Source organism: Nocardia sp. 852002-20019_SCH5090214, from assembly GCF_001665865.1.
GTDB classification, from domain to species: Bacteria; Actinomycetota; Actinomycetes; order Mycobacteriales; family Mycobacteriaceae; genus Nocardia; species Nocardia nova.
The window spans coordinates 118,137-140,304 of sequence record NZ_LZMK01000449.1; the positions used below are offsets into that span (position 1 = coordinate 118,137).

A 22,168-nucleotide genomic window follows, 5' to 3' on the forward strand; every position below is an offset into this window, starting at 1 on the left:
GCGGCAGCGCCGGACGTGACGTGGCACACACGGTAGCACTCACTGGACACAGCGTCCAGTGAGTGTGCGGGCGTCTATCATCGACGTCATGCCTTCGGAATCGACCGCCCGGCGCGGGTCGCTGCGCGATGAGCAGAAGCGGGCGACGCGGATGCGCATCGTGGAGGAGGCGCGGCAGTTGTTCGTGCGCGAGGGCTATCTGGGAGTGCGTGTCGACGACATCGCGGCCGCGGTCGGCTGCAGCCGCGCCACGTTCTATCTGCACTTCACCGGGAAGACCGAGGTATTGCGGGCGATCGCCGAACAGGGCACGCTCGCCAGCGTCCAATTCTTCTACCGGGATCTGGATCGGGTCCTGGCCACCGGCTCCCGCGCGGAGTTCACCACGTGGATGCTCCGGGCCATCGAATGGTTCTTCGACAACAAGGATCTGCTCCCCGCGTGGGACGAGGCGACCGCGCTCGAACCGGAGTTCCGCGACCTCGCGCGCGACGGCATCATGCAGCTCGCCGACGGGATGCCGGCCTATCTGGCGCGCTGGCCCGAGGCCCGCCGCGACGAAGCGCGCCTGCGCATCGAGCTCCTGGTGGCGCAGCTGGAACGCTTCTTCACCCGGTGGGCGATGCAGGGCACGATCGAGGTCACCGCGGCCGCGGCCGCCGAAGTCCTCACCGATATCTGGTTCCCCGCCCTGCAGGCGCCCGAATAGCGCCGGCGGACAACGTCTTCCGGCTATTTCGGCGGTAACGTCCGGGCATATCCGAGCCCACGGTCCAGCCAGGTGTGCAGCACCTCGTCGTCGTCGAGATACTCCGGCGCCACCCGCAGCCAGTTCCGCATCTCCCGTCCGCCCATCACCATCGGCGCGACCGCGGAGCCGTCGATGAGGTCCTCGGCCTGCGCGGGATCGACCCGGACCAGCAGTCCACCCTGCCCGCTCGCCGCCACCGCCATATTGCCGCCGACCAGGAAGGCCAGCCCGCCGAACATGCGCTTTTCGACCGTCTCGGTCACGGCGGGCCCGAGCAGGTCCCGGATCCGCTCCGCCAACTCCTCGTCATAGGCCATACGGCATTCTCACACCGGGCACCGACAGGTTCGGCTGCGATGCCGAGGCGGCCCGTCCGAAGAATTCACCGAGAATTCGCGCCCGTGGGAACCCGCAGCGGTTGCTCCGGTCCGATGGTTGGACCAGCATCCAACCTCATGCGGAATCGCTTGAATCCTGCCGGTGACATCCCCGATACCGGAATCCCCGAGCAGTTGGCCGCCACCATGACGATGGCCGAACAGCACGAATGGCATCGGGGATATCTGCGGCGGCATGCGGTGTCGCGGCGGAACTTCCTGCGCGGTTCGGCCGCGGCCGCCGCGGTGGCCGCGGTCGGCACCTCACCGTTCGCGGGGCGGGCCTATGCCGATCAGGCGCAGCTCGCGGTGGGCGGCCGCCATGTCGGCTACGGCCCCGACGCGGCCAGCCAGTTGCGCTTCGCCGCGCAGCTGTCGCGTAATCCCAGCGGCACCAAGGTCTTTCTCGATCACGGCCCGACCCCGGCGCTCGGCGCGAGCGTCGAGGCGGAGGTGCGCGATCTGGTGACCCAGATCCCCACGAGCGACAGCGGCGTCCTCGCCGCCGAACAGTTCTACGTGCACGCGCCGGTCGACGGCCTGCCCGGACGGCTGCCGCACTTCTACCGGTGGCGTACCTCCGACGGATTCGTCGGTGACATCCGCGCCGCGTCGACCGCCATGCCGAGCGTGCGCAACGCGGTACTGCCCTTCCGGTTCACCATGATGGGCGATCAAGGCACCGACGACACGCCCGCCCAGCCGGCGGGCGTCGCTCCGGGCGACTACGACGACAAGTACTACAAGCCGGACAACGACCCCGCGGTCCCGCACGCGGACAACGTGATGCGTCAGATCGTGGCCTGCCAACCGGATTTCCATGTGCTGGCGGGTGATATCGCCTACGCCGACCCGTCGGGCGCCGGGAAGAAGCCGCGATACGTCGCCGCCGGCGGCAAACTGCCCGACGGATTCGACAAGTTCAATCCGTACGTGTGGGACGTGTATTTCGGCGCCATCGAATCCAGCGCCTCGACCACGCCGTGGATGTTCGCCACCGGCAACCACGACATGGAGGCCGCCTACGGCACCCACGGATACGGCGGCCACCTCGCCCGCCTGGACCTGCCGGCCAACGGGCCCGCGGGCTGCCCGTCGGCGTACTCGTTCACCTACGGCAATGTGGCGGTGCTCTCGCTGGACGCCAACGACGTCTCCTACGAGATCAAGGCCAACACCGGCTATTCGGGTGGCGCCCAGACCAGTTGGGTGGAACGAACTCTCGCGGAGTACCGCGCGAATCCGAATATCGACTTCATCGTCTGCTTCTTCCACCACTGCGCCTACTCGACCACCGACTCCCATGCCAGCGACGGTGGCCTGCGTGATGCCTGGTGCGCGCTGTTCGACCGCTACCAGGTCGACTTGGTGCTCCAGGGGCACAACCACATCTTCGAGCGCACCGACCCGATCCGCGGCGGCCGCCCGACCAAGGCGGCGGGCGACAATTCGATCGTCTACCCGGACGCGGACGGCACCGTCTACTACACGGTGGGCGGCGGCGGACGTCCCCGCTACGGCTTCCAGCCCGGCTCACCGGAGACCTACCGCGGGCACGAGGTGCCCGACACCACGGTGCCCAACAGCTACGTGTGGACGCCGGCGGGCAGCAAACAGGACGAGGCCGCGCCCTGGTCGCGGGTGCGGTTCCGCAACTACTCGTTCATCCGGGTCGACGTGCGCCCGGGATTCTTCGCCAGCGAGATGGACGTGGTGGCCGTCGACGAGTACGGCCGCGAATTCGACAAGGTGACCTATCGCCGGCAGGTGGGTCGCTGAACAGCGGCCGGGTCAACCCGCCGGCCCGCTGAGTCGTCGCGGACGGCCGCTGACCGGGCCGCCGGGACCCCATCCGGCGGCCGGCGGCCACCATGGCGGTCATGCGTTTCCATTTCGCCGAGGCCGGCGGGGACCCCGCGCACTGGGTCGACCTCGCGCGAGCCGCGGAACAGGCCGGCTTCACCGGCGTCTGCCTGGCGGACAGTCTGGCCTATCCGCGCGACGGTGACCCGCGCTACCCCTATACCGCCGACGGGCGGCGAGAGTTTCTGCGCGGCAAGCCCTTTGCCGAACCGATGATCGCGGCCACCGCGATCGCCACGGCCACGACCACGCTGCGCGTCACACCGTTCGTGCTGAAACTGCCGGTGCGTCCGCCCGTGCTGGTGGCCAAACAGGCCGCGACGCTGGCGGTGCTGAGCGGCAACCGCCTGTCACTGGGAGTCGGAATCAGCCCGTGGCCACAGGATTTCGCCATGATGGGCGTGCCGTTCGAGCGGCGCGGCGCACGACTGGACGAAGGTATCGATATCGTGCGCGGCTTGTGTGGCGGCGGCGAGTTCGCCTATCACGGCCAGGTGTACGACCTACCCGCCGTGGAGATCAATCCGGTTCCCACCGCGTCGATTCCGATCCTCGTCGGCGGGCTCAGCGAGGCCGCGCTGCGACGCGCGGTGCGTCGCGGCGACGGGTGGATGCACGCGGGTGGGACACCCGGGGAACTGGCCACGCTCCTTCGCCGCCTCGCCGAATTGCGTTCGGAATACGAAGCATCCGCATCGGCGCGGACCTCCGAATTCCAGGTTCACGTGGTAGCGCGCGCCCCCTTCGACACCGTGGGCATCGCAGATCTGGCCGCCTCGGGCGTCACCGATGTGATCGTCGGATTCCGCAGCGTCCACGACGCCGCCCCGGATACCCGGGGTCTCGCCGAGAAGGTCGACGCGATCACCCGCTACGGCGAGACCGTCGTCGCCGCCTGCCGATAGGAGAGATATGGCCGACCGTTCTGGGATACCGCCATCGCCGAGAGCGATATCGCGTTCCGGATGTGCGACTCCTACGCCTGCGGCGCCGAGGTCGCCTTCGTCGGCACCATCACCAGCGTGCGCCGGGACGTCACGGTCGAGGTCGACGGAGTGCTCACCTATCGGGTGGACGCCGACGGCCGCATCGCCACCCTGCGCGCGTATTGGGAACTCGACCGGGCTCGCCGCACCACATCCGATCCCGTGGAGACGGCCGGCCGACCGGAATCCGGCCTACACTCCCAGCGCCGGGGCGAAGACCGACCACGAGTCGTGCAGATCGTCCTGCCAGTACACCCACGCGTGGGTGCCGTTGCGGTGCACGACGGTCGCCGGAATGCCCAGGGCGGCAAGGCGACCGGTGAGCTGTCCGGTGCAGGAGTCGACGACGCTCTCCATCACGCCGCCGACCGCCACCCGGTTGGCCAGCGCGCCCGGGTTGCCGCCGATCGAGGGATCGGCGAGGGTGTCGTGCACGCCGGGCACCCCGTTGCCCGAGGAGATGTAGAGGGCCGTTCCGCGCAACCGATCGGCGTTCACCACCGGATCGTGAGCGGCCCAGTCCGGATCACCGGGTATCCCCCACATATTCCCGGCATTCGCCCCGAAGACTCCGAGCTGCGAATACACGTACGCCTGCGGAATCGGGCCGTTGGTCAGCGGACATCCGCTGTAGGCGCCGACCGCCTGGTACAGGCCCGGCGCCCCGATCGCCAGATCGAGTGCCGAGGTTGCCGACATCGAGGTGCCCGCGACGGCATTGCGGCCCGTCATCTGGAACCGTGAGTTCAGCAGCGGCGGCAGCTCCCGGGTCAGGAATGTCGTCCATTCGTTGCGGCCCAGGACCGGATCGTCGGACTTCCAGTCGGTGTAGTAGCTGGCCCGCCCACCCATGGGGACGATCACGTTGACCGGTTTGTCGGCGAAGAACTGCGCGACGTCGGTGCGGTTGGTCCACGGCCCGCCGTCCTCACCGCCGTCGACGGCGTTGAGCAGGTACAGCGCCGGCGCCGCGAAATCCGGATGCGACATCCACACGGTGATCTGCTTGTTCATCGCCGGGGAATAGACCACCACCGAATATTGGCGACCGCCCAGCGGATGGACGTCGACGATGGCGGGCGCGCCGGGATCCGCCGAGGCGACCGCGGGCACAATCGCGGCAATCGAGGCGAACGCGGCGAACAGGACAGCAAAACAGCGCGGGAGCCGGTGCATACGCGGAGTATTCCACCCTGTCGCGGTCTCCGCAGCACACTCGGCAGGTGTGTTCACCGGAAGCCTCTGCCCGCAGGCGGCGACCTCCGCGGTTCCGGCACCCGCGGTCCGCATCCGCCGGGCTATCTTCGCGCGCGTCCGCACGTCACCGCCGGGAAGGGTCCGGCGGTGACGTGCGCGGAGCCGGTCAGCCGGCGGCGACGGCGTCTCGGATCGCGGCGATATCGATCTTCGACATGGTCTGCAGCGCGGCGCCGGCCGCCGCCGCGTGCTCGCCGCCCATCAACGCCGGCAACTCGGCCGGCACGACCTGCCACGACAGGCCGTAGCGATCGGTCAGCCAGCCGCACGGCCCCGGCTTGCCACCCACGGTCAGAGCCGCCCACAGCCGGTCCACCTCGTCCTGCCCGTCGACCACCAACTGAATGGACGCCGCATCGGTGAAGGGGTGCCCGGGTCCGCCGTTCATCAGCGTGAGGGCGTGTCCGGCCAGATCGACCTGCACGATGAAGGCCGATCCGTCGGGGTTGCGAGTGATGCCGGTGATGCGGGCGCCGGGGATGTGCTCGGTGTAGAACCGGGCGGCTTCCTCGGCGGCAGTGTCGAACCAGAGGAAGGTGCTGATGTCGGTCATGATCGCTCCTGGGGTGTGTGTCCAACTCGCTGTCACCCCCTGGTCGAGGCCGATCCCGCACATTCGACACAGTTCGCGAATCTTCTCGAGATCTGTTTTCGCCGGTCCTACTCGGCGGCGAGCCGATCCAGCGCCGCCTGACTCGATTCGTCGGCGGCGCGGTAGATGATCAGCCGCTGATCGGGATCCTGCAGCGGCATCAGCGCTTCGTAGGCGACGGTGACCGCACCCACCCGAGGGTGGTGCATCGTCTTGCGGCCCCGGCCCTGCACCCGCACATCTCTGCGCTCCCACAGTTCGGCGAATTCGGCACTGCCCGTGCGGAATTCGTCGATGAGGTCGGCCAGGACGCGATCGTCCGGGTGGGCGGCCCAGGCGGCGCGCAGTCCCGCGATGCCCTCGCGCACGGTTCGTTCGCGGTCGGCGTAGAAATCGCCCATCCCCGGATAGAGCAGGCACAGCCACATGGAGTTGCGATGCCGGGGCGGCAGCGTGTCGAAATCGAGTAGCAGCCGCGACATCTCGCGGTTCCAGGCCAGGATGTCGTAGCGGTGGTTGAGCACCATCGCCGGGAGCGGCGCCAGATCCGCGACCAGCCGGGCCAGCTCCGGTGAGGCCGTGGTCGCCGGCTTGCCGTCGTCCGGTGGCCGCTGCCGGGCCAGATCGAACAGGTACATGCGTTCGTCGGGAGCCAGGCGCAGGGCCTGCGCGAGCGCGTCGAGCACCTCCGGCGAGGGCCGCAGTCCGCGCCCCTGTTCCAGCCGCACGATGTAGTCGGTGCTCACACCGGCCAGATCGGCGACCTCCTCCCGGCGCAGGCCCGGGGTGCGGCGGGAACGGCGGCGCAGCGGCAGGCCGAAATCACTCGGATCCAGTCGTTCGCGCCGGGTGCGCAGAAAGGCCCCCAGTTCCTGTGTCGCTTCCACGGTGCCGGTCATCGCTGTCGATCCTACGACGAGGCTGGTACCGGCGATCCCAGGAAAAACCTTCCCTTACCGCGCCCGTCCCGGCCGCGCAGACTTGCCGTCGAGATCGAATCCACACAGGAGGAAGATATGGCGCTCACTCTCGACACCTATCGGCTGCTCGGCCGGTCCGGGCTGCGGGTCTCCCCGCTCGCGCTGGGCACCATGACCTTCGGGGCCGACTGGGGCTGGGGCGCCGAGCGCGACGAGGCGCGCAAACTGTTCGACGACTACGTCTCGCGCGGCGGCAATTTCATCGATACCGCCAGCGTCTACACCAACGGCAGTTCCGAGCGGCTGCTCGGCGAATTCACGCGCGACAATCGCGAAAGCCTGGTCCTGGCAACGAAATACACCATGCTGCGGCGGCCCGGCGACCCGAACTCCGGTGGCAACAACCGCAAGTCGATGTTCGCCTCGGTGGAGGCCAGCCTGCGCAATCTGAACACCGACTACATCGATCTGCTGTACCTGCACGCCTGGGACTTCACCACGCCGGTCGAGGAGGTGCTGCGCGGGATGGACGACTTGGTCCGGCAGGGCAAGGTGCTCTACGTCGCCATCTCCGACACCCCGGCCTGGCAGGTGGCCCGCATGCAGACCATCGCCGACCTGCGCGGCTGGTCTCCGCTGGTGGCGCTGCAGGTGGAATACAGCCTGATCGAACGCACCGTGGAACACGACCTGTTCCCCATGGCGCGGGAACTGGGGCTCGGGGTGATTCCGTGGTCGCCGCTCGGCAGCGGTGTCCTGACCGGCAAGTACAGCGCGGCCGATCTGGACGCCTCGGCGGCGGGATCGCCGGAGGGCAGCCGCAAGAACGTCGCGCTGGCCAACGGTTCGCTGACCGCGCGGGGCCTGGCGATCGCCGAAGTGGTGAAGGAGGTCGCGGCGGAACTGGACCGGACGCCGGCGCAGACCGCACTGGCGTGGACGCTGCGGAATCCGGCGGTGACCGCCCCCATCATCGGTGCCCGCACCCCGGCTCAGCTCAGCGACAATCTGGGCGCGCTGGATGTGGAATTCGATGCGGCACACCTGGATCGACTGGACGCGGCCAGTGCCGTCGAACCCGGATTCCCGCACAATATGCTCGCCCGCGCGATGACCGATACGGTGATCAATGGCGACCTGACGGTCGTCCTGCGCGCCTGACTCGTACGCCGTGCCCCTGCGGTCCGGCCACCACACCGGCCGCGGGGCCCGGGCCGGGCAGCGGCGTGACCCCCCACGCAGGCCGCGCACCGGGCCGCACCTGGCCCCGCGGGGTCATACGCGGACTGCGCGCGAACTGCGCACCCAACAGGGACCTCCCCGATTCCGAATAGCCTCGCGTCCTACCGGCATGCAGGTGCCGCGGCGACGGGGCTTCGCCGATGGTCCCGGCGTCCGATGCGGCGCCCGGAACCTCCGCGTCGCCGTAACTGTGTTTCTCGGCGAATCAGGCGGCGGTGGTGAGGAATTCGGCTGCCGCGGCGCGGTATCGGTCGACCAGCAGGCGCACCACCGCCGGATGTGCGCCGAGCGGTTCGGCGACTCCGTCGGCACCCGCCTCGCGCAAGCGTTGCTGGAACAGTCCGTGTGCCAAGAGGTACGAGCCGACGAACACCCGCTGCGCGCCGGATTCTCGCAGCGCGGCAACGACTTCCGGCACCCTTGGCTCACCGGTTGCGATACAGGCCGTACGAACCGCGACGCCCAGCTCCTCCGCCAGCATGGCCGTCGCCCGCCGCACATCGTGGCGTGCACGCGCGTCGGAGGATCCGGCCGCCGCGAAGACCACCGCATCGCCGGAACGCATCCCGGCCTCATGCAACCGCATCCGCATCACCCGGGCCAGCATCGGGTCCGGGCCCATCGCGGGGGTCACCACCACATCCGGATGCCCGCTGTCGCGCACCTCGCGCGGAACATCCTGGTAGACGTGATATCCGGAGGCGAGGAAGGCCGGAACCACCACGGCCGGAACACCCTTCAGCTCGCGCAGCACCTCGGCGGGTGTGGGGCCGAGCACGTCGACGAAGGCGGTCCGCACCGGCACGTCGGCACCGGTACGTCCCAGCTCCGCACGCATCGCGTCGGCCACCGCGGCGATCATCTGCACCCCTGTCGCACTGCGGGTGCCGTGCGCCACCAGCACCAGCGCGGGGGCGCTCACCAGACCCCCGCCATGGGCGCGGGTCGCTGCGGACGCAGCGAGGGGGCGTAGCCCACCGGCGGGCGGGTGTTGTTGTCGACGCATTCGGCGGGGTCGAGGGCGAGCCGATAACCGCGCTTGACCACCGTCTGGATCGCCTTCGGCGTACCGAGACCCGCACGGAGACGGGCGATTCCGGTCTCCACCGCGTGGGTGTCGTCACCGCCACCGGGCAGCGCCGCCAGCAGATCCTCCCGCGACACCACCCGGCCGGGCTGGCGGGCCAGTGCCCGCATCAACGCCATCGGCGCGGGAGCGAGCTGGCGCACCGAACCGTCGACCACGACACAGCCGCCGCGCACGCTCAATTCGTGCCCGGCGGCGTGAATTCGATTGGCGCGCCGGGGAAGTTCCTCGGCGACGTGGCGGGCCAGCGCCCCGAGGCGCGCCCGGCCCGGCATGGACGTCGGCACTCCGAGTTCCTCGAGCGGCGCGGCGGTGATCGGGCCGACACACGCCGGCAGCACGCGGGAACGCATCGCCTGCAGGACGCCCTCGAGCAGCCCGGTTTCCTTGGCCCGCATCAGCATCGAGGCCACCGCGGGCGCGCTGGTGAACGTGACGCAATCCAGTGCCGAGGTGACCACGCCCTCGATCAGGCGGTCCATCGGCACGCGGTCGTCCGGTGGCACCCAGCGGTACACCGGCACCGGCACGACATCGGCTCCGGCGCAACGCAGTACTTCACAGAAGTCGGGTACCGGTTCCCATTCGGTGGTCGCACCGTGCAACTGCACCGCGATGCGCACGCCCTCGACACCCGCCGCCAGCAGGTGATCGAGCACCTCGGCCGACGATTCGGAGGCCGGCGACCATTCCTCGCGCAATTCGGCGGCGCGGATCGCTCCCTTGGCCTTGGGACCACGGGCCAGCAATCGCGTGGAAGCCAGTGTCTCCCGGAGGTTTTCGGCCAGACCCCAACCTTCGGCCGCCTCCATCCAGCCGCGGAATCCGATGCCGGTGGTGGCGACGGCGATCTGCGGCGGATCAGCGACCAACTGCCGGGTGACCCGCTCCAGCTCGGTGTCGTCGGACAGCGGGATGATGCGAATCGCCGGGGCGGAAACGATATTCGCGCCTCGGCGACTCAACAGCGTAGCCAGTTCGTCGGCCCGGCGGGCGGCCGTCACACCGATGGTGAAGCCGTCCAGGGGTTTCAATTCGGTGGGTCGCGCTTCGCTCACGGCGTACCGCCGTACTGCACCGGTTCGTTGGACACCGCGACGACCCCGTCGACGACGCGCACGCCGTAGACGGGCAGTGCGACCGAGTCGTCCTCGAGGCAATGGCCGTCCAGCAGGGAGAACGCCTGCTTCAGCAGCGGCGACGCGACGACCGGCACACCGGCGCGGTCACCGACGATGCCGCGCGACATGACCGCCGCCCGCCCGAACGGATCGATATTGCCGACGGCATACAGCGTGCCGTCGGGCAGCAGGAAGAGCGCGGCCTGCCGTCCGCCTCTCAGTAGCACCGCCACGCCGCGGCCGGGGATCAGATAATCGAGCCGGCAGGCCGAGGTCCAGCCGGTGGTGGTTGCCGGTGCGAAGCCCGGCGTGTCGATAACGGTCATCGGTAATCTCCTCCGAACGCCTTACCTAATAGGTACCGGTGTCCTGTTTCCGCACGATTACGTGGCTATTTCCCGGGCGTGGCAGTTGCGGCCGGTATGGCGGGAAGTTCGGGCATACCGTGTCCATCGCGGCCTGCCCGGTGCCCTCCGTGGTTACGCAGGCTGCCGCCTCCGGGCACGTCGGGCATACCGAGCAGAACCGGCGTCTTGCGCTCCCCGCTCTCGTCGAAGGCGATCGTCGGATCGGCCTCCTCGGGCGCGTTGACGAAGGTGACGAAGCGCGAGAGCTTCGCGGGATCCTCCAGTACCGCGGCCCATTCGTCCTTGTAGCCGGCCACGTGGCGGGCCATGCTCTCCTCCAGTTCGGCGGCGATGCCGAGCGAGTCCTCGCACACGACCTGCTTCAGATGTTCGATGCCGCCCTCGAGTGATTCCTGCCACGGCGCGGTCCGCTGCAGCCGGTCGGCGGTGCGGATGTAGAACATCAGATAGCGGTCGATGTAGCGGATCAGCGTCTCGTCGTCGAGGTCGCCGGCCAGCAGCACCGCGTGCTTGGGAGTCAGGCCGCCGTTGCCGCCGACGTAGAGGTTCCAGCCGTTCTCGGTGGCGATGACGCCGACATCCTTACCGCGCGCCTCGGCGCATTCGCGGGCACAGCCCGAGACCGCCAGCTTCAGCTTGTGCGGCGAGCGCAGTCCGCGGTAACGCTTCTCCAGCAGCACCGCCATGCCGACCGAATCCTGCTGGCCGTAGCGGCACCAGGTGGAACCCACGCAGCTCTTCACGGTGCGCAGCGATTTGCCGTAGGCGTGGCCGGATTCCATCCCCTTGTCGACCAGTCGCTGCCAGATCTGCGGCAGCTGCTCGACCCGCGCGCCGAACAGGTCGATGCGCTGACCACCGGTGACCTTGACGTAGAGGCCGAAATCCTTGGCGATCTGCCCGATTTCGATCAGCTGCTCGGGCGTCACCTCACCGCCGGGCATCCGCGGCACCACCGAATAGGTGCCGTTCTTCTGCAGGTTGGCCAGGAAGTGGTCGTTGGTGTCCTGCAGCGCGGACTGCTCACCGTCGAGGATGTGGTCGCTCGAGGTCGAGGCCAGGATGGAGGCGACGGTCGGCTTGCAGATATCGCAGCCGATTCCGGTGCCGTGCTTGGCGATCAGTTCCGAGAAGGTGCGGATGCCGGTCACCTGCACGATCTGGAACAGTTCGGACCGCGATTGGGTGAAGTGCTCGCACAGCGCCTTCGACATCTCCACGCCGGACTGCTCGAGCAACTTCTTGATCATGGGAACGCAACCGCCGCAGGAGGTTCCGGCGGAGGTGCAGCTCTTGACGCCGGCGATATCGCAGGCGCCTTCGTGAATGGCTCCGACGATGGCCCCTTTGGACACGTTGTTGCAGGAGCAGATCTGGGCCTCATCGGGCAGGGCGTCGGCGCCCAGTTCGGCGCCCGCGGGCGAGATGAGCGCGGCCGGTTCGGCGGGCAGTTCGCTGCCGACCAGCGGGCGCAGCGCCGCGTACTGCGAGGCGTCACCGACCAGGATGCCGCCCAGCAGCGTCTTGGCGTCGTCGGAGATCACCAGCTTGGCGTAGGTGCCCTTGGCGGCGTCGTGCAGCACCACCGACAGCGCGCCCTCGGTGGTGGCGTGGGCGTCACCGAAGCTGGCCACGTCCACACCGAGCAGTTTCAGCTTGGTCGACAGGTCGGCGCCCGGGAATTCGCCGGCGCCGCCGAGCAACCGGTCCGCGACGATCTCGGCGGTGGTGTAACCGGGGGCGACCAGGCCGTAGCAGGTGCCCTCCACGGCCGCGACCTCGCCGACGGCGTAGATGTTGGGGTCGGAGGTGACCATGCCCAGGTCGGTGAGCGCACCACCGCGCGGCCCGATCTCGAGTCCGGCATCACGGGCGATCTGATCGCGCGGGCGCACACCGGCGGAGAACACCACCAGCGAGGCGTCGATCACCGACTCGTCTGACAGCGAAACCCGCAGGCCCGCACCGTCTTCGGCGGGTTCGATGGCCGAGGTGCCGACCCCGGTGTGCACGTGCAGGCCCAGATCGGTGACCAGCTTCTCGAGGATCGCGCCGCCACCCTCGTCGACCTGCACCGGCATCAGCCGCGGCGCGAACTCGACGACGTGCGGCGTCATTCCCATGAGCCGCAGGGCATTCGCCGCCTCCAGACCGAGGAGACCACCGCCGACGACGACACCGACCGCACCGGGGCCCGCTTTCTGCGCCGCGGCGCGGATGCCGTCGAGGTCCTCGAGGGTGCGGTAGACGAAACATTCGGGGCGGTCGTGGCCCGGTACCGGCGGCACGAAGGCATACGATCCGGTCGCGAGAACCAGTGCGTCGTAACCGATCACGTCACCGGAGGAGGTGGTCACCTTGCGCGCGGCGCGGTCGATCTCGTCGGCGCGCACGCCGAGGCGCAGATCCACCAGCGCGTCGCCGGCGTATTCGTTGCCGGGCAGGGCGAGCGCGCTCTTCTCCCAGGCGCCGACGTAGGACGACAGGCCGACGCGATCGTAGGCGGCCTGCGACTCCTCGCTCAGCACCACGATCTGCCAGCGCCCGGCCTCGTCGCGGGAGCGCAGCGCCTCCACGAACCGGTGCCCGACCATGCCGTGGCCGACGACCACCACGGTCTTGCGCTGCGTGGGTTCGACTGTCGTGTTCATGACTGTCCTCCGATGCTTTCCGATGGTCAGGCGCGAGCCGAGGTGGTGGACTGGGTGGTATCGGTTTCCGGCGACCGTTCGGCCTCGAGCACCAGGGCCTCCGCCTCGGCGACGACACCGGAACCGCTTCGCGGCGAACGCATTCCGGGCCGACGCAGGAAGACCGACCAGACGACGGTCGCGCAGACGACGTAGAAGCCCAGGAACACCCAGAACGCGGTGGTGGCGGAATTGGTGGAGGCATAGGAGGAGCGCAGCACCAGGTTGATGGCCACCCCACCCAGGGCGCCGATCGCGCCGACGAAGCCGATCAGCGCGCCCGAGGTGTTGCGCGACCAGGCGGCCTGCTCCGCGGGGCTCACCGGGAGGCTCTTGGACTTCGCGTCGAACACCGACGGGATGATCTTGGTGACCGATCCGTTGCCGATTCCCGAGAGCACGAAGAGGGCGATGAATCCGCAGACCAGGGCGACCATGGTCGCCCCCGAGGCCACGCCGCCGTTGTGGTCGGCGGCCACACTGGACACCGCGACCACGACCGCCGCGACCATCATTCCGGCGAACCCGGCCAGCGTGACGCGGCTGCCGCCGAAGCGGTCGGCCATCTTGCCGCCGTAGGGGCGGGCCAGCGAACCCAGCAGCGGGCCGATGAAGGCGATCTGCGCGGCGTGCAGACTCGCCTGGGCGGCCGAATCACCCCCGGCCTTGAAGCCGATCTGCAGGATCTGGCCGAAGGCGAAGCTGAAGCCGATGAACGAGCCGAAGGTCCCGATGTACAGGAAGGCGATCGCCCAGGACTGCGGAACCTTCAGCGACTCCAGCATGTAGCCCAGGTCGGCCTTCTGATTGCGCAGATTGTCCATGTAGAGCGCGGCGCCGAGTCCGGCGATCGCGATGAACGCGAGGTACACCAGGCAGACGACCGACGCGTACGAATTGCCGAGCGTGGCGATCACCAGCAGGCCGATCAGCTGGATCACCGGGACGCCGATATTGCCGCCGCCGGCGTTCATGCCCAACGCCCAGCCCTTGAGCCGCTGCGGGTAGAAGGCGTTGATATTGGTCATAGAGGAGGCGAAGTTGCCGCCGCCCAGGCCGGCGAACGCCGCCACCACCATGAACGTGGTGTAAGACGTGCCCGGCTGGTTGATGAAGTACAGCGTCAGCAGCGTCGGGACCAGCAGCATCAGCGCGCTGAAGATCGTCCAGTTGCGGCCGCCGAAGCGCGCGGTGGCGACGGTGTAGGGAATGCGCAGGATGCCGCCGACCAGCGTCGGCATGGCGACGAGGAAGAACTTTCCGGCGGCGTCGATGCCGAACTTGTCCGTCGGCATGAACAGCACCATCACCGACCAGATCGACCACACCGAGAATCCGACATGTTCGGCGACGACCGACCAGATCAGATTGCGACGGGCGATGTTCTTGCCGCCGGCCTCCCAGGCCGCGACATCCTCGGCATCCCACTGCTCGATGTCGTGGTTACGCGTCAGCGTGCTCAACAGGGCCTCCTGAAATCCGGTTGGCCCCAAGGTAGGAAACGGGTATTGCCGCGATGCTGCGCCACATGACGCGCAAATCAACGGTTGCTCACGAATTCGGCGAATTACCGGTGAGAACCGGGGCATTGTTTCGCCCATATGACACAACGGTTTCCGTGCGTCACAAAGTACCGACGCTCACACACGAACTCGGTGAGGTCGATGCCGGCGAGTGGTCCGGGCCACAATAGTCGGGCGTCGGCTCACATCATGGACAGAAGCTCACCGCGGCGCAACCCGAGCGGTGAAATTGCCGAAAGGTCGCGGCCCCGACGCCGATCAGTGCCAGGTGTCCTCGAGCATGCGCGGCTTGCACGCCTGCCAGGCACCGGCCACGAGCACCAGGACGGCAACCGCCAGCAGCGCGAAGGGCGCGCCCCACCCGCCGACCGCACTGTGCAGCACACCGAACAGCAGCGGGCCCACACACGCGACGGTGTAGCCGATGCCCTGGGTGAAGCCGGACAGCGCCGCCGAACCGGCCTGGGTGCGGGTCCGCAGATTGATCAGCGTGAGCGCCATCGGGAAGGTGCTCGGTCCCATGCCCAGCAGCAGCACCCACAGCCAGGGCGCACTCATCGGCGCGATGAGCAGTCCGGCGAAGGCGGCGAAAAACGCGATGGCGCAGACGATCACGACCGGAAACGGATTGCGGATACGGGCGGTGAAGGAGGGCGCGGTCAGCGCGGCCGCCAAACCGATGAAGGAGAAGAAGGCGACCATCGTGCCGCCGTAGGCCGCGTCGGCGCCCGCATCGGCGAGAATCTTGGGCAGCCAGGTGAACATGGAATAGGTGATCAACGAGGTCATACCGAACATCGCGGCCATCCCCCACGCCAGCGGCGAACGCCGGATGTTCCCGGCGCGCGCGGGCTGTTCGCCCGGCACGTCGGCGAGCGCGGTGGTGTCCACACGATCGCGGCCGCGCCGCTCGCGCAGCACACCCAGCCACGGCACCGCGGCCGCGAAACCGAGCAGCGCCCACAACCCGAGCGAGACCCGCCAGCCGGCCGCGTCCGCGACCGGGACCGCGATCAGCGCCGGCACCACGGTGCCGATCTGCACCATCGTGATGTACACCGAGCTCAGCACCGCCAGCCGATCGGCGAAATAGCGCTTGACCAGCGGCGGAATCACGACGTTGCCGATGCCCATACCGGCCAGCGCCAGCGCGGACAGGCTCAGCAACTCCCAGGTGTCGGGCACCAGCGCCCGGGTGAGCTGCCCAGCTCCGGCCATGCACATGGCGACCAGCGCGGTGCGTTCCAGGCCCAGCCGGCGCACGAAGATCGGGGTGATCAATCCGGCCAGCGCGAACATGGCGGTCGGGATCATGCCGAAGACACCGACGATGGCCGTGGAATAGCCGATATCGGCGCCGATCCGCTCGGCGAGCGGGGTGAAGGCGGTGACCGCCACACGCAGCGTGAGCGCCGAGACGACGATCGCGACCAGGACGAGAATCCGGCCCTCGGCCAGGCCGCGGCGCCGGATGTCGGTAGTCGACTGCAGATTGGTAACCGTCACCGAGAAATCATAGGATGATTGGATGAAAGCGAGCAACAAATGTGAGGAGGGGTACTCTGTTGGCCGTGCAACCAGTCCGGCGCACCAGCCTCATCGCTCAGGTCACCGAACAGCTGCGCGCTGAAATCCGTTCGGGGCGTTGGCCGATCGGCTCTCGCATCCCGACCGAGCCGGAACTCACCGAATTGACCGGCACCGGCCGCAATACCGTGCGCGAAGCGGTGCAGGCGCTCGTACACGCCGGCATGCTCGAACGCCGGCAGGGTTCGGGCACCTACGTCATCGCCGCGTCCGATCTGGGCGGCACCCTCACCAAATACTTCGCCGACGCCGTGGAACGCGACGTCCTGGAACTGCGCCAGGCCCTCGACGTACAGGCCGCCCGGCTGGCCGCGCAGCGCCGCGACGACAACGACGTGCGGACCCTGCTGCGCTTGCTCGACCGGCGCAGCCAGGTCTGGGATACCGACAGCACCGCGGCGGTCGACGCGGACGTGGCCCTGCACCGCGCGATCGTCGCGGCCAGCCACAACACCGTCTACCTCGAGTTCTACGATTCGCTGCTGCCGGTGATCGAGGACGTGATCCGTTCCCGCACAACCAAATACGGCAACCAGTATCACGACGAACACGCCGAGCTGGTCCACGCCGTGATCGACGGCGACTCCGATCGGGCCGCTCGCGCCGCCAACTGCTTCCTCGGCTCGCTCATCGCCGAATACCCCGAACGGTGACGGATTCCGCCGCAGGTAAACGATTCGTCACCGTGGCGCCGGTCGCGGGGTGAGCGAGTGTTGCTGCGAACGTCACGGAGCGTGAATCGGACGTAATTTCGCCTTCCTACCGTGGATGCGACCGCCGGACCCGCACCTCAGGGTCCCCGAGATGAGGGCGGTCGCACCCCAGCGAGAGGAACGCGCCGATGACTACCACCGACGCCGCGATATCGGCCACCGCCGCTCCCGACTTCCACTATCGAGCCCGCGGCCGCTGGCTCGATCACTGGGAGCCCGACAACGAAACCTTCTGGGAGAACGGCGGAAAACGCACCGCCCGTAAGAATCTCGCCTTCTCGGTCTTCTCCGAGAATCTCGGATTCAGCGTCTGGGTGCTGTGGGCCAGCGTGGTCACCGCCATGGGTTCGGCGGGCTTTCATTATCTGAGCGGCCCCGACGCCGTCGCCAATTCGCTACTGCTCACCTCCACCCCCACACTCGTCGGCGCCGCGTTGCGCGTGCCCTACACCTTCGCCATCCCGAAATTCGGTGGCCGCGCGTTCACCGTGTTCAGCGCGGGAATGTTGCTGCTGCCGACGCTGGGCCTGGTCTATTTCGTCAATCAGCCCGGCACGCCGTTCTGGGTGTTCATGGTGCTGGCCGCGCTCGCGGGCGTGGGTGGCGGCAATTTCTCCTCGTCGATGGCGAATATCAATTTCTTCTATCCCGAGGGGAAGAAGGGCGCCGCGCTCGGAATCAACGCCGCGGGCGGCAATATGGGCGTCGCGCAGACCCAGCTGCTGGTGCCGCTGATCATCACCCTCGGCACCCATCTCATGGCCAAGGATCCGGCCGGTTACCGGTTCGGCATCACCCTCGCGGTGCTGGTGTGGATTCCGTTCATCCTCGTCGCCATGTTCGGCGCGCTGCGGTACATGGATTCGATCACCGGCGCGAAATCCGACGGCAGCTCCTATCGGCTGGCCCTGACCAATCGGCACACCTGGATCATGGCGGTGCTCTACATCGGCACCTTCGGATCGTTCATCGGCTTCTCGTTCGCCTTCCCCACCCTGCTCAAATCCACCTTCCCCGACCTGGCGAAGATCGGCTGGATGTCCACGATCGGCAATCTCGCCTTCCTCGGCGCGTTCGTCGGATCGCTGAGCCGGCCGTTCGGCGGCTGGATCGCGGACCGGTTCACCGGCGCCCGGATCACGGTCTACGTCTTCGCCGGTATGGCCGGCGCCACCGCGCTGATCGTGGCCGCGCTCTCGGTGAAGAACTTCCCGCTGTATCTGATCTCGTTTCTGCTGCTGTTCGTGCTGTCGGGCATCGGCAACGGCTCCACCTACCGCATGATCCCCTCGATCTTCGGCGCCGAGGCCAAGCGCCGCGCCGCCGAACACGGCCAGGACCCGGCGACCGCGCTGGCCGCGGCCAAGCGGCAGGCGGGTGCGGCTATCGGTGTGGTCGGCGCGGTCGGCGCGGCCGGCGGGTGGGTGCTGCAGCAGGCGCTGCGGGAATCCAACATCCACTTCGGCGGGATGGCACCGGCCTTCTGGGCCTACGCCGTCGCCTTCCTGATGATGGGCGGGCTCACCTGGTGGTTCTATCTGCGCACGTCGTTCGCCGTCGGGCGGGTACCGTCACTGGCCCACGCGGGCATCTGAGACCCTCGCACAAACTGCGGGCTCGCCGGTCGCATCCGATCGGCGGGCCCGCTAGAGCATCAAGCGGATCATGTCGGCGGTATGCGCCAGACCGGGAAACGCCTCCGCTGTCGAGCGCGGATGCAGCGCGTGCACCGCGAGCCGGAACATAACCGCGCGCAACAACATCTGCGGCCACTCCGGCAGATCCGACCATCGCTCGAGCAGACCCGGATCCGCACCTCCCCAGGAGAGCGCGTCGACCACGATCACCCCGGCCGCCCAGGACGCGGGCCGCCAGTAGGGGGTGATGTCGGTGAGCCCCGGCGCCTGGCCGTTCGCGAACAACACCGTGCCGAACAGATCGCCGTGCACCAACTGCGACGGGATCTGCACCGGTTTACGCAGCGTCGCCAGCTGCGCCAGCATATCGATGCTGTGGCGGCCGTCCGGCGTGGTCACCGGCAGCATGCCGCCGGCTTTCAGGCTGCGCAGCGGCACCGACTCCCACGCGGCCCGGTCCGCGGCGACGAACACGTCGACATCGACCCACGGTGCGATCGGCTGCTGGACCAGGAAGCGCGGGCGCTCCAGCCGGGCGGTGGCGTGGTGCAGGCGTAGTGATACCGACACCACCTCGTCGTGGCGCGGTTCCGGGGTGCCGTCCATATAGGTATCGGCACGCCAGCCGGACACCACGTAGCGACCGTCGGTGGCGCGCACCGGCCGCGCCAGCCGCACCCCGTCCACCTGCAGTGTTTCCCGGACCTTCGCCGACCACGCCGCCCGGGCGTGGTCGGCCACCGGGCTGAGCACGACCTCTCCGCACCGCCACCCACCGTCCCAGTCGCCCAGCGCGACCGGGGACACTTCGCGCAGCCCGAAGGTGGCCCGCACATGCTCCGGAGGTTCGACAGATGTCACGGCCGTACCGTAACCCCGCTGCCCCGCCTCCCCGCGTATTCAGGCCATACGAGTCGTGAGCCACATACGTTGGTCACAGGTCCTGCGTCGGAAATCTGTCCAGTGTCGGGCGTACCCGACGAGTTACCCATGTACTCACGAGATCAGTCGTCTCAGCGCCGAGACCTTTTCCTAGTACACCGGCAGGCTCTGGTCGACCTGGTTGGCCCAGGCGACGATTCCGCCCTGGAGGTGGGTCGCGTCGGAGAATCCGGCGCGCTTCAAGGCGGCCAGTGCCTCCGCTGACCGGATGCCGGTCTTGCAGTGCAGGACGATCGGTGTGTTCTGCGGAAGTTCGGCGAGCGCCTCGCCGGACAGGATGCGGTCCTTGGGGATCAGGGTCGCGCCGTCGATGCGGACGATGTCCCACTCCACCGGTTCGCGGACGTCGATGATGGCGACGTCCTTGCCCGCGTCGAGCATGTCCTTGAGCTCGCGCGCGGTCACCGTGGAACCCACGGCGGCGGCCTGGCCCTCCTCCGAGACCACACCACAGAACGCCTCGTAGTCGATGAGCTCCGTGATGGGCTGACGCTCGGGATCGCGCCGCAGCTTGATGGTGCGGTAGTTCATATCCAGTGCGTCGTAGACCATCAGCCGGCCGAGCAGGGTCTCCCCGATGCCGGTGATGAGCTTGATGGCCTCGGTGACCATGATCGAACCGATCGACGCGCACAGCACACCCAGCACGCCGCCCTCGGCGCAGGACGGAACCATGCCCGGCGGCGGCGCCTCGGGGTACAGGTCGCGGTAGTTGATGCCGCGCTTCTCACCGTTCGGGCCGTCGGGGGCGTCCTCCCAGAACACCGACACCTGGCCCTCGAACCGATAGATCGACCCCCACACGTACGGCTTACCGGCCAGCACGGCGGCGTCGTTGACCAGATAGCGGGTGGCGAAGTTGTCGGTGCCGTCGACGATCAGGTCGTACTGCGCGAACAGCTCGACCGCGTTCTCCGGCTCCAGGCGGATCTTGTGCAGCACCACCTCGACGCCGGAATTGATCTCCAGAATCGAATCGCGCGCACTGTCGGCCTTGCTGCGGCCGATATCGGATTCGCCGTGGATGATCTGCCGCTGCAGATTCGACGCGTCCACCTCGTCGAACTCCACGATGCCGAGCGTGCCGACACCGGCGGCGGCCAGGTACAGCAGCGCCGGCGAGCCCAGACCACCCGCACCGATCACCAGCACCTTGGCATTCTTCAGGCGTTTCTGCCCGTCCATCCCGACATCGGGAATGATCAGATGCCGGCTGTAGCGGGCGACCTCATCCCTGGTCAGCTCCGCGGCCGGTTCGACCAGTGGCGGCAGGGACTGTGGTGATGACACGTCGCAGACTCCTCGAATCGAATTCGCCGTTAGGGCTGATCGGTGCAACGCGGCGAATCGGGCCGTTCTTCCCTGTGCCGCCTCTCCGCAACTTTAACGTGTCGCCGACTGCCGCGAGATTTGCCTGTCGGGCCGGCGGTTGGCTGCCCGCTCGGCGTAGCCCGTCCCCGGCGAGTTACCCATGTACTCCAGAGATCAGCGGTGGCGTTGGCAAGCCGTTGTCACCCGCGGGGGTACGGCCAAGGGTTGAACCGGCATTTCTTCCCGTCCATCGGCACCACACCCTGCGGGTCCAGGGTCGCGATGTCGTTGTTGCGGGTGCCGAAGGTCTGCTGCATCATCACCGGCGCCAATCCGCCGTCGATCTCGCACGGCTGATGTTCGTGGTAGCCGATGGCGTGACCGACCTCGTGGTTGATCTGATATTGCCGGTAGGAGCCGATATCGCCCTCGAAGGCGGTGGCGCCGCGCACCCAGCGCACCTCGGAGAGAACCACGCGGCCCAGATCGGAGTTGTAGCAGGAGGAGTCGATCGGGATTTCGAAACCGCAGGCCGATTTGGTGGTCTGCCGGGAGGTCAGCGAGACCCGGAAATCCGGTTCGCCGTTGTCGATCCGGCGGAAGCCGAAGCGCGGATCGTGGGTCCAGCTCTTCGGGTTGGCCAGGGTGGCGTCCACCATCTTGGCCACCGAATCGTCCCCGCCGAGCGAGGTGGTGTCGACTCCGTTCTCGACCTCGACGGTGTAGGTGAACAGATGCGCCTGACCGGCCCCGACCTGCGCCGATGCGCCGGGAACGATATGCCAGGTGCCCGCCGCGGTCTCCGTGAACGCCCCGCCCGCGGGCAGCGCGCCGGAGGGCGGATCGCCGGCGAACTTACCGTCGCCCTTGGGTGGTGCGCCGATGATGCCGGCGTTGCTGGTGTGCTGGCTGAGCCGGCCCAGGGCGGGGGTGGAGCCGCCGGAGGTGTCGGTACCCCCCTTGACGGCGTCCACGATCACCAGCACGGTGATGATCACCAGTACCGGAAGCGCGTAGGCCCGCCAGCCGTAGGTGGAGACGAACCGCCCCAGCGCGCTCTGCTTCTTCGTATCGCGTTCCGGCCGTGGCCGATTCGCCGCATCGTGGGCGCCGGTCGGATCCCATTTCGCACGCAGCGGTTGATGGGAACGATCGCCGTGGCCATTGCCGGAATACAGGCCGAGCGGATCGTAGAATTCGG

At 68.3% G+C, this 22,168-nt stretch carries 19 protein-coding genes; 6 read left to right on the plus strand and 13 right to left on the minus strand.

What is annotated here, in order from left to right; all coding sequences use genetic code 11:
- Nucleotides 1–88: 88 nt before the first annotated feature.
- Nucleotides 89–709: a TetR/AcrR family transcriptional regulator gene (locus tag A5780_RS38205; RefSeq protein WP_064911459.1), complete on the plus strand. Its 621-nt coding sequence runs from the start codon at nucleotides 89–91 to the stop codon at nucleotides 707–709.
- Nucleotides 710–732: 23 nt separating this feature from the next.
- Here A5780_RS38205 and A5780_RS38210 read toward each other — a convergent pair whose 3' ends face one another.
- Nucleotides 733–1,068 carry a TfoX/Sxy family protein gene (locus tag A5780_RS38210; RefSeq protein ID WP_063010291.1) on the minus strand — a complete coding sequence of 112 codons (336 nt, stop codon included), beginning with the start codon at nucleotides 1,066–1,068 and terminating at the stop codon, nucleotides 733–735.
- Between the two features lie 138 nt (nucleotides 1,069–1,206).
- Here A5780_RS38210 and A5780_RS38215 point away from each other — a divergent pair, with 138 nt between their 5' ends.
- Nucleotides 1,207–2,907: a metallophosphoesterase gene (locus A5780_RS38215; RefSeq protein WP_082856686.1), complete on the plus strand. Its 1,701-nt coding sequence runs from the start codon at nucleotides 1,207–1,209 to the stop codon at nucleotides 2,905–2,907.
- A gap of 101 nt (nucleotides 2,908–3,008) precedes the next feature.
- Complete coding sequence (locus A5780_RS38220) at nucleotides 3,009–3,896, plus strand: TIGR03619 family F420-dependent LLM class oxidoreductase (RefSeq protein ID WP_064911488.1); 888 nt, start codon at nucleotides 3,009–3,011, stop codon at nucleotides 3,894–3,896.
- 273 nt (nucleotides 3,897–4,169) lie between these two features.
- On the opposite strand, the gene A5780_RS38225 is transcribed toward A5780_RS38220, so the two are convergent.
- From A5780_RS38225 to A5780_RS38235, 3 genes are all read right to left on the minus strand, one after another.
- Complete coding sequence (locus tag A5780_RS38225) at nucleotides 4,170–5,153, minus strand: alpha/beta hydrolase family protein (protein WP_030515977.1); 984 nt, start codon at nucleotides 5,151–5,153, stop codon at nucleotides 4,170–4,172.
- A 187-nt stretch (nucleotides 5,154–5,340) separates the two neighbouring features.
- Complete coding sequence (locus A5780_RS38230) at nucleotides 5,341–5,787, minus strand: VOC family protein (RefSeq protein ID WP_063031570.1); 447 nt, start codon at nucleotides 5,785–5,787, stop codon at nucleotides 5,341–5,343.
- A 107-nt stretch (nucleotides 5,788–5,894) separates the two neighbouring features.
- Entirely contained in the window at nucleotides 5,895–6,725 is an 831-nt protein-coding gene (locus tag A5780_RS38235; protein WP_064911460.1) for a helix-turn-helix domain-containing protein, read from the minus strand.
- A gap of 117 nt (nucleotides 6,726–6,842) precedes the next feature.
- On the opposite strand from A5780_RS38235, the gene A5780_RS38240 reads away from it, so the two are divergent.
- Complete coding sequence (locus A5780_RS38240; protein ID WP_064911461.1) at nucleotides 6,843–7,907, plus strand: aldo/keto reductase; 1,065 nt, start codon at nucleotides 6,843–6,845, stop codon at nucleotides 7,905–7,907.
- Nucleotides 7,908–8,193: 286 nt separating this feature from the next.
- Here the strand turns inward: A5780_RS38240 and A5780_RS38245 are convergent, their stop codons facing one another.
- The 6 genes from A5780_RS38245 to A5780_RS38270 all read right to left on the minus strand — a co-directional run bounded on the left by A5780_RS38245 (nucleotide 8,194) and on the right by A5780_RS38270 (nucleotide 16,283).
- Entirely contained in the window at nucleotides 8,194–8,910 is a 717-nt protein-coding gene (locus A5780_RS38245; protein ID WP_064911462.1) for a sirohydrochlorin chelatase, read from the minus strand.
- Nucleotides 8,907–10,133 (minus strand): uroporphyrinogen-III synthase, encoded by a 1,227-nt coding sequence (locus A5780_RS38250; RefSeq protein WP_030515982.1) that lies wholly within the window; start codon nucleotides 10,131–10,133, stop codon nucleotides 8,907–8,909. The genes A5780_RS38245 and A5780_RS38250 overlap by 4 nt, the downstream gene beginning before the upstream one ends.
- Nucleotides 10,130–10,522 carry a nitrite reductase small subunit NirD gene (gene nirD / locus A5780_RS38255; RefSeq protein WP_030515983.1) on the minus strand — a complete coding sequence of 131 codons (393 nt, stop codon included), beginning with the start codon at nucleotides 10,520–10,522 and terminating at the stop codon, nucleotides 10,130–10,132. The genes A5780_RS38250 and nirD overlap by 4 nt, the downstream gene beginning before the upstream one ends.
- Nucleotides 10,523–10,587: 65 nt before the next feature.
- On the minus strand, nucleotides 10,588–13,215 hold the full coding sequence (gene nirB / locus A5780_RS38260) for a nitrite reductase large subunit NirB (RefSeq protein ID WP_082976960.1): 2,628 nt from the start codon (nucleotides 13,213–13,215) through the stop codon (nucleotides 10,588–10,590).
- A 26-nt stretch (nucleotides 13,216–13,241) separates the two neighbouring features.
- Complete coding sequence (locus tag A5780_RS38265) at nucleotides 13,242–14,720, minus strand: NarK/NasA family nitrate transporter (RefSeq protein WP_227463199.1); 1,479 nt, start codon at nucleotides 14,718–14,720, stop codon at nucleotides 13,242–13,244.
- A gap of 315 nt (nucleotides 14,721–15,035) precedes the next feature.
- The gene (locus A5780_RS38270; RefSeq protein ID WP_231983226.1) at nucleotides 15,036–16,283 is read right to left on the minus strand and encodes a CynX/NimT family MFS transporter; all 1,248 of its coding nucleotides are present in this window, start codon (nucleotides 16,281–16,283) and stop codon (nucleotides 15,036–15,038) included.
- 65 nt (nucleotides 16,284–16,348) lie between these two features.
- Between A5780_RS38270 and A5780_RS38275 the strand changes: the two genes are divergently transcribed.
- Nucleotides 16,349–17,017, plus strand: coding sequence for a FadR/GntR family transcriptional regulator (locus A5780_RS38275; RefSeq protein WP_064904129.1), 669 nt, complete (start codon nucleotides 16,349–16,351; stop codon nucleotides 17,015–17,017).
- A gap of 188 nt (nucleotides 17,018–17,205) precedes the next feature.
- Nucleotides 17,206–18,672: an MFS transporter gene (locus A5780_RS38280; RefSeq protein WP_063010280.1), complete on the plus strand. Its 1,467-nt coding sequence runs from the start codon at nucleotides 17,206–17,208 to the stop codon at nucleotides 18,670–18,672.
- Between the two features lie 51 nt (nucleotides 18,673–18,723).
- Here the strand turns inward: A5780_RS38280 and A5780_RS38285 are convergent, their stop codons facing one another.
- From A5780_RS38285 to A5780_RS38295, 3 genes are all read right to left on the minus strand, one after another.
- A complete protein-coding gene (locus A5780_RS38285) occupies nucleotides 18,724–19,575 on the minus strand; it encodes a TIGR02569 family protein (protein WP_030515989.1) in 852 nt (283 codons plus the stop codon).
- 171 nt (nucleotides 19,576–19,746) lie between these two features.
- Nucleotides 19,747–20,946: an adenylyltransferase/sulfurtransferase MoeZ gene (gene moeZ / locus A5780_RS38290; protein ID WP_064904133.1), complete on the minus strand. Its 1,200-nt coding sequence runs from the start codon at nucleotides 20,944–20,946 to the stop codon at nucleotides 19,747–19,749.
- A 221-nt stretch (nucleotides 20,947–21,167) separates the two neighbouring features.
- Nucleotides 21,168–22,145, minus strand: a complete 978-nt coding sequence (locus tag A5780_RS38295) for a DUF3152 domain-containing protein (protein ID WP_063010459.1) — start codon at nucleotides 22,143–22,145, stop codon at nucleotides 21,168–21,170.
- Nucleotides 22,146–22,168: the final 23 nt, after the last annotated feature.

What these genes read in the sequence shown, in the direction of transcription:
- A5780_RS38280 (WP_063010280.1), top strand. Translation starts at nt 17,206, where the DNA reads ATGACTACCACCGACGCCGCGATATCGGCCACCGCCGCTCCCGACTTC.
- A5780_RS38205 (WP_064911459.1), top strand. Translation starts at nt 89, where the DNA reads ATGCCTTCGGAATCGACCGCCCGGCGCGGGTCGCTGCGCGATGAGCAG.
- A5780_RS38240 (WP_064911461.1), top strand. Translation starts at nt 6,843, where the DNA reads ATGGCGCTCACTCTCGACACCTATCGGCTGCTCGGCCGGTCCGGGCTG.
- A5780_RS38215 (WP_082856686.1), top strand. Translation starts at nt 1,207, where the DNA reads ATGCGGAATCGCTTGAATCCTGCCGGTGACATCCCCGATACCGGAATC.
- A5780_RS38225 (WP_030515977.1), bottom strand. Translation starts at nt 5,153, where the DNA reads ATGCACCGGCTCCCGCGCTGTTTTGCTGTCCTGTTCGCCGCGTTCGCC.
- A5780_RS38210 (WP_063010291.1), bottom strand. Translation starts at nt 1,068, where the DNA reads ATGGCCTATGACGAGGAGTTGGCGGAGCGGATCCGGGACCTGCTCGGG.
- A5780_RS38230 (WP_063031570.1), bottom strand. Translation starts at nt 5,787, where the DNA reads ATGACCGACATCAGCACCTTCCTCTGGTTCGACACTGCCGCCGAGGAA.
- nirD (WP_030515983.1), bottom strand. Translation starts at nt 10,522, where the DNA reads ATGACCGTTATCGACACGCCGGGCTTCGCACCGGCAACCACCACCGGC.
- nirB (WP_082976960.1), bottom strand. Translation starts at nt 13,215, where the DNA reads ATGAACACGACAGTCGAACCCACGCAGCGCAAGACCGTGGTGGTCGTC.
- A5780_RS38220 (WP_064911488.1), top strand. Translation starts at nt 3,009, where the DNA reads ATGCGTTTCCATTTCGCCGAGGCCGGCGGGGACCCCGCGCACTGGGTC.
- A5780_RS38235 (WP_064911460.1), bottom strand. Translation starts at nt 6,725, where the DNA reads ATGACCGGCACCGTGGAAGCGACACAGGAACTGGGGGCCTTTCTGCGC.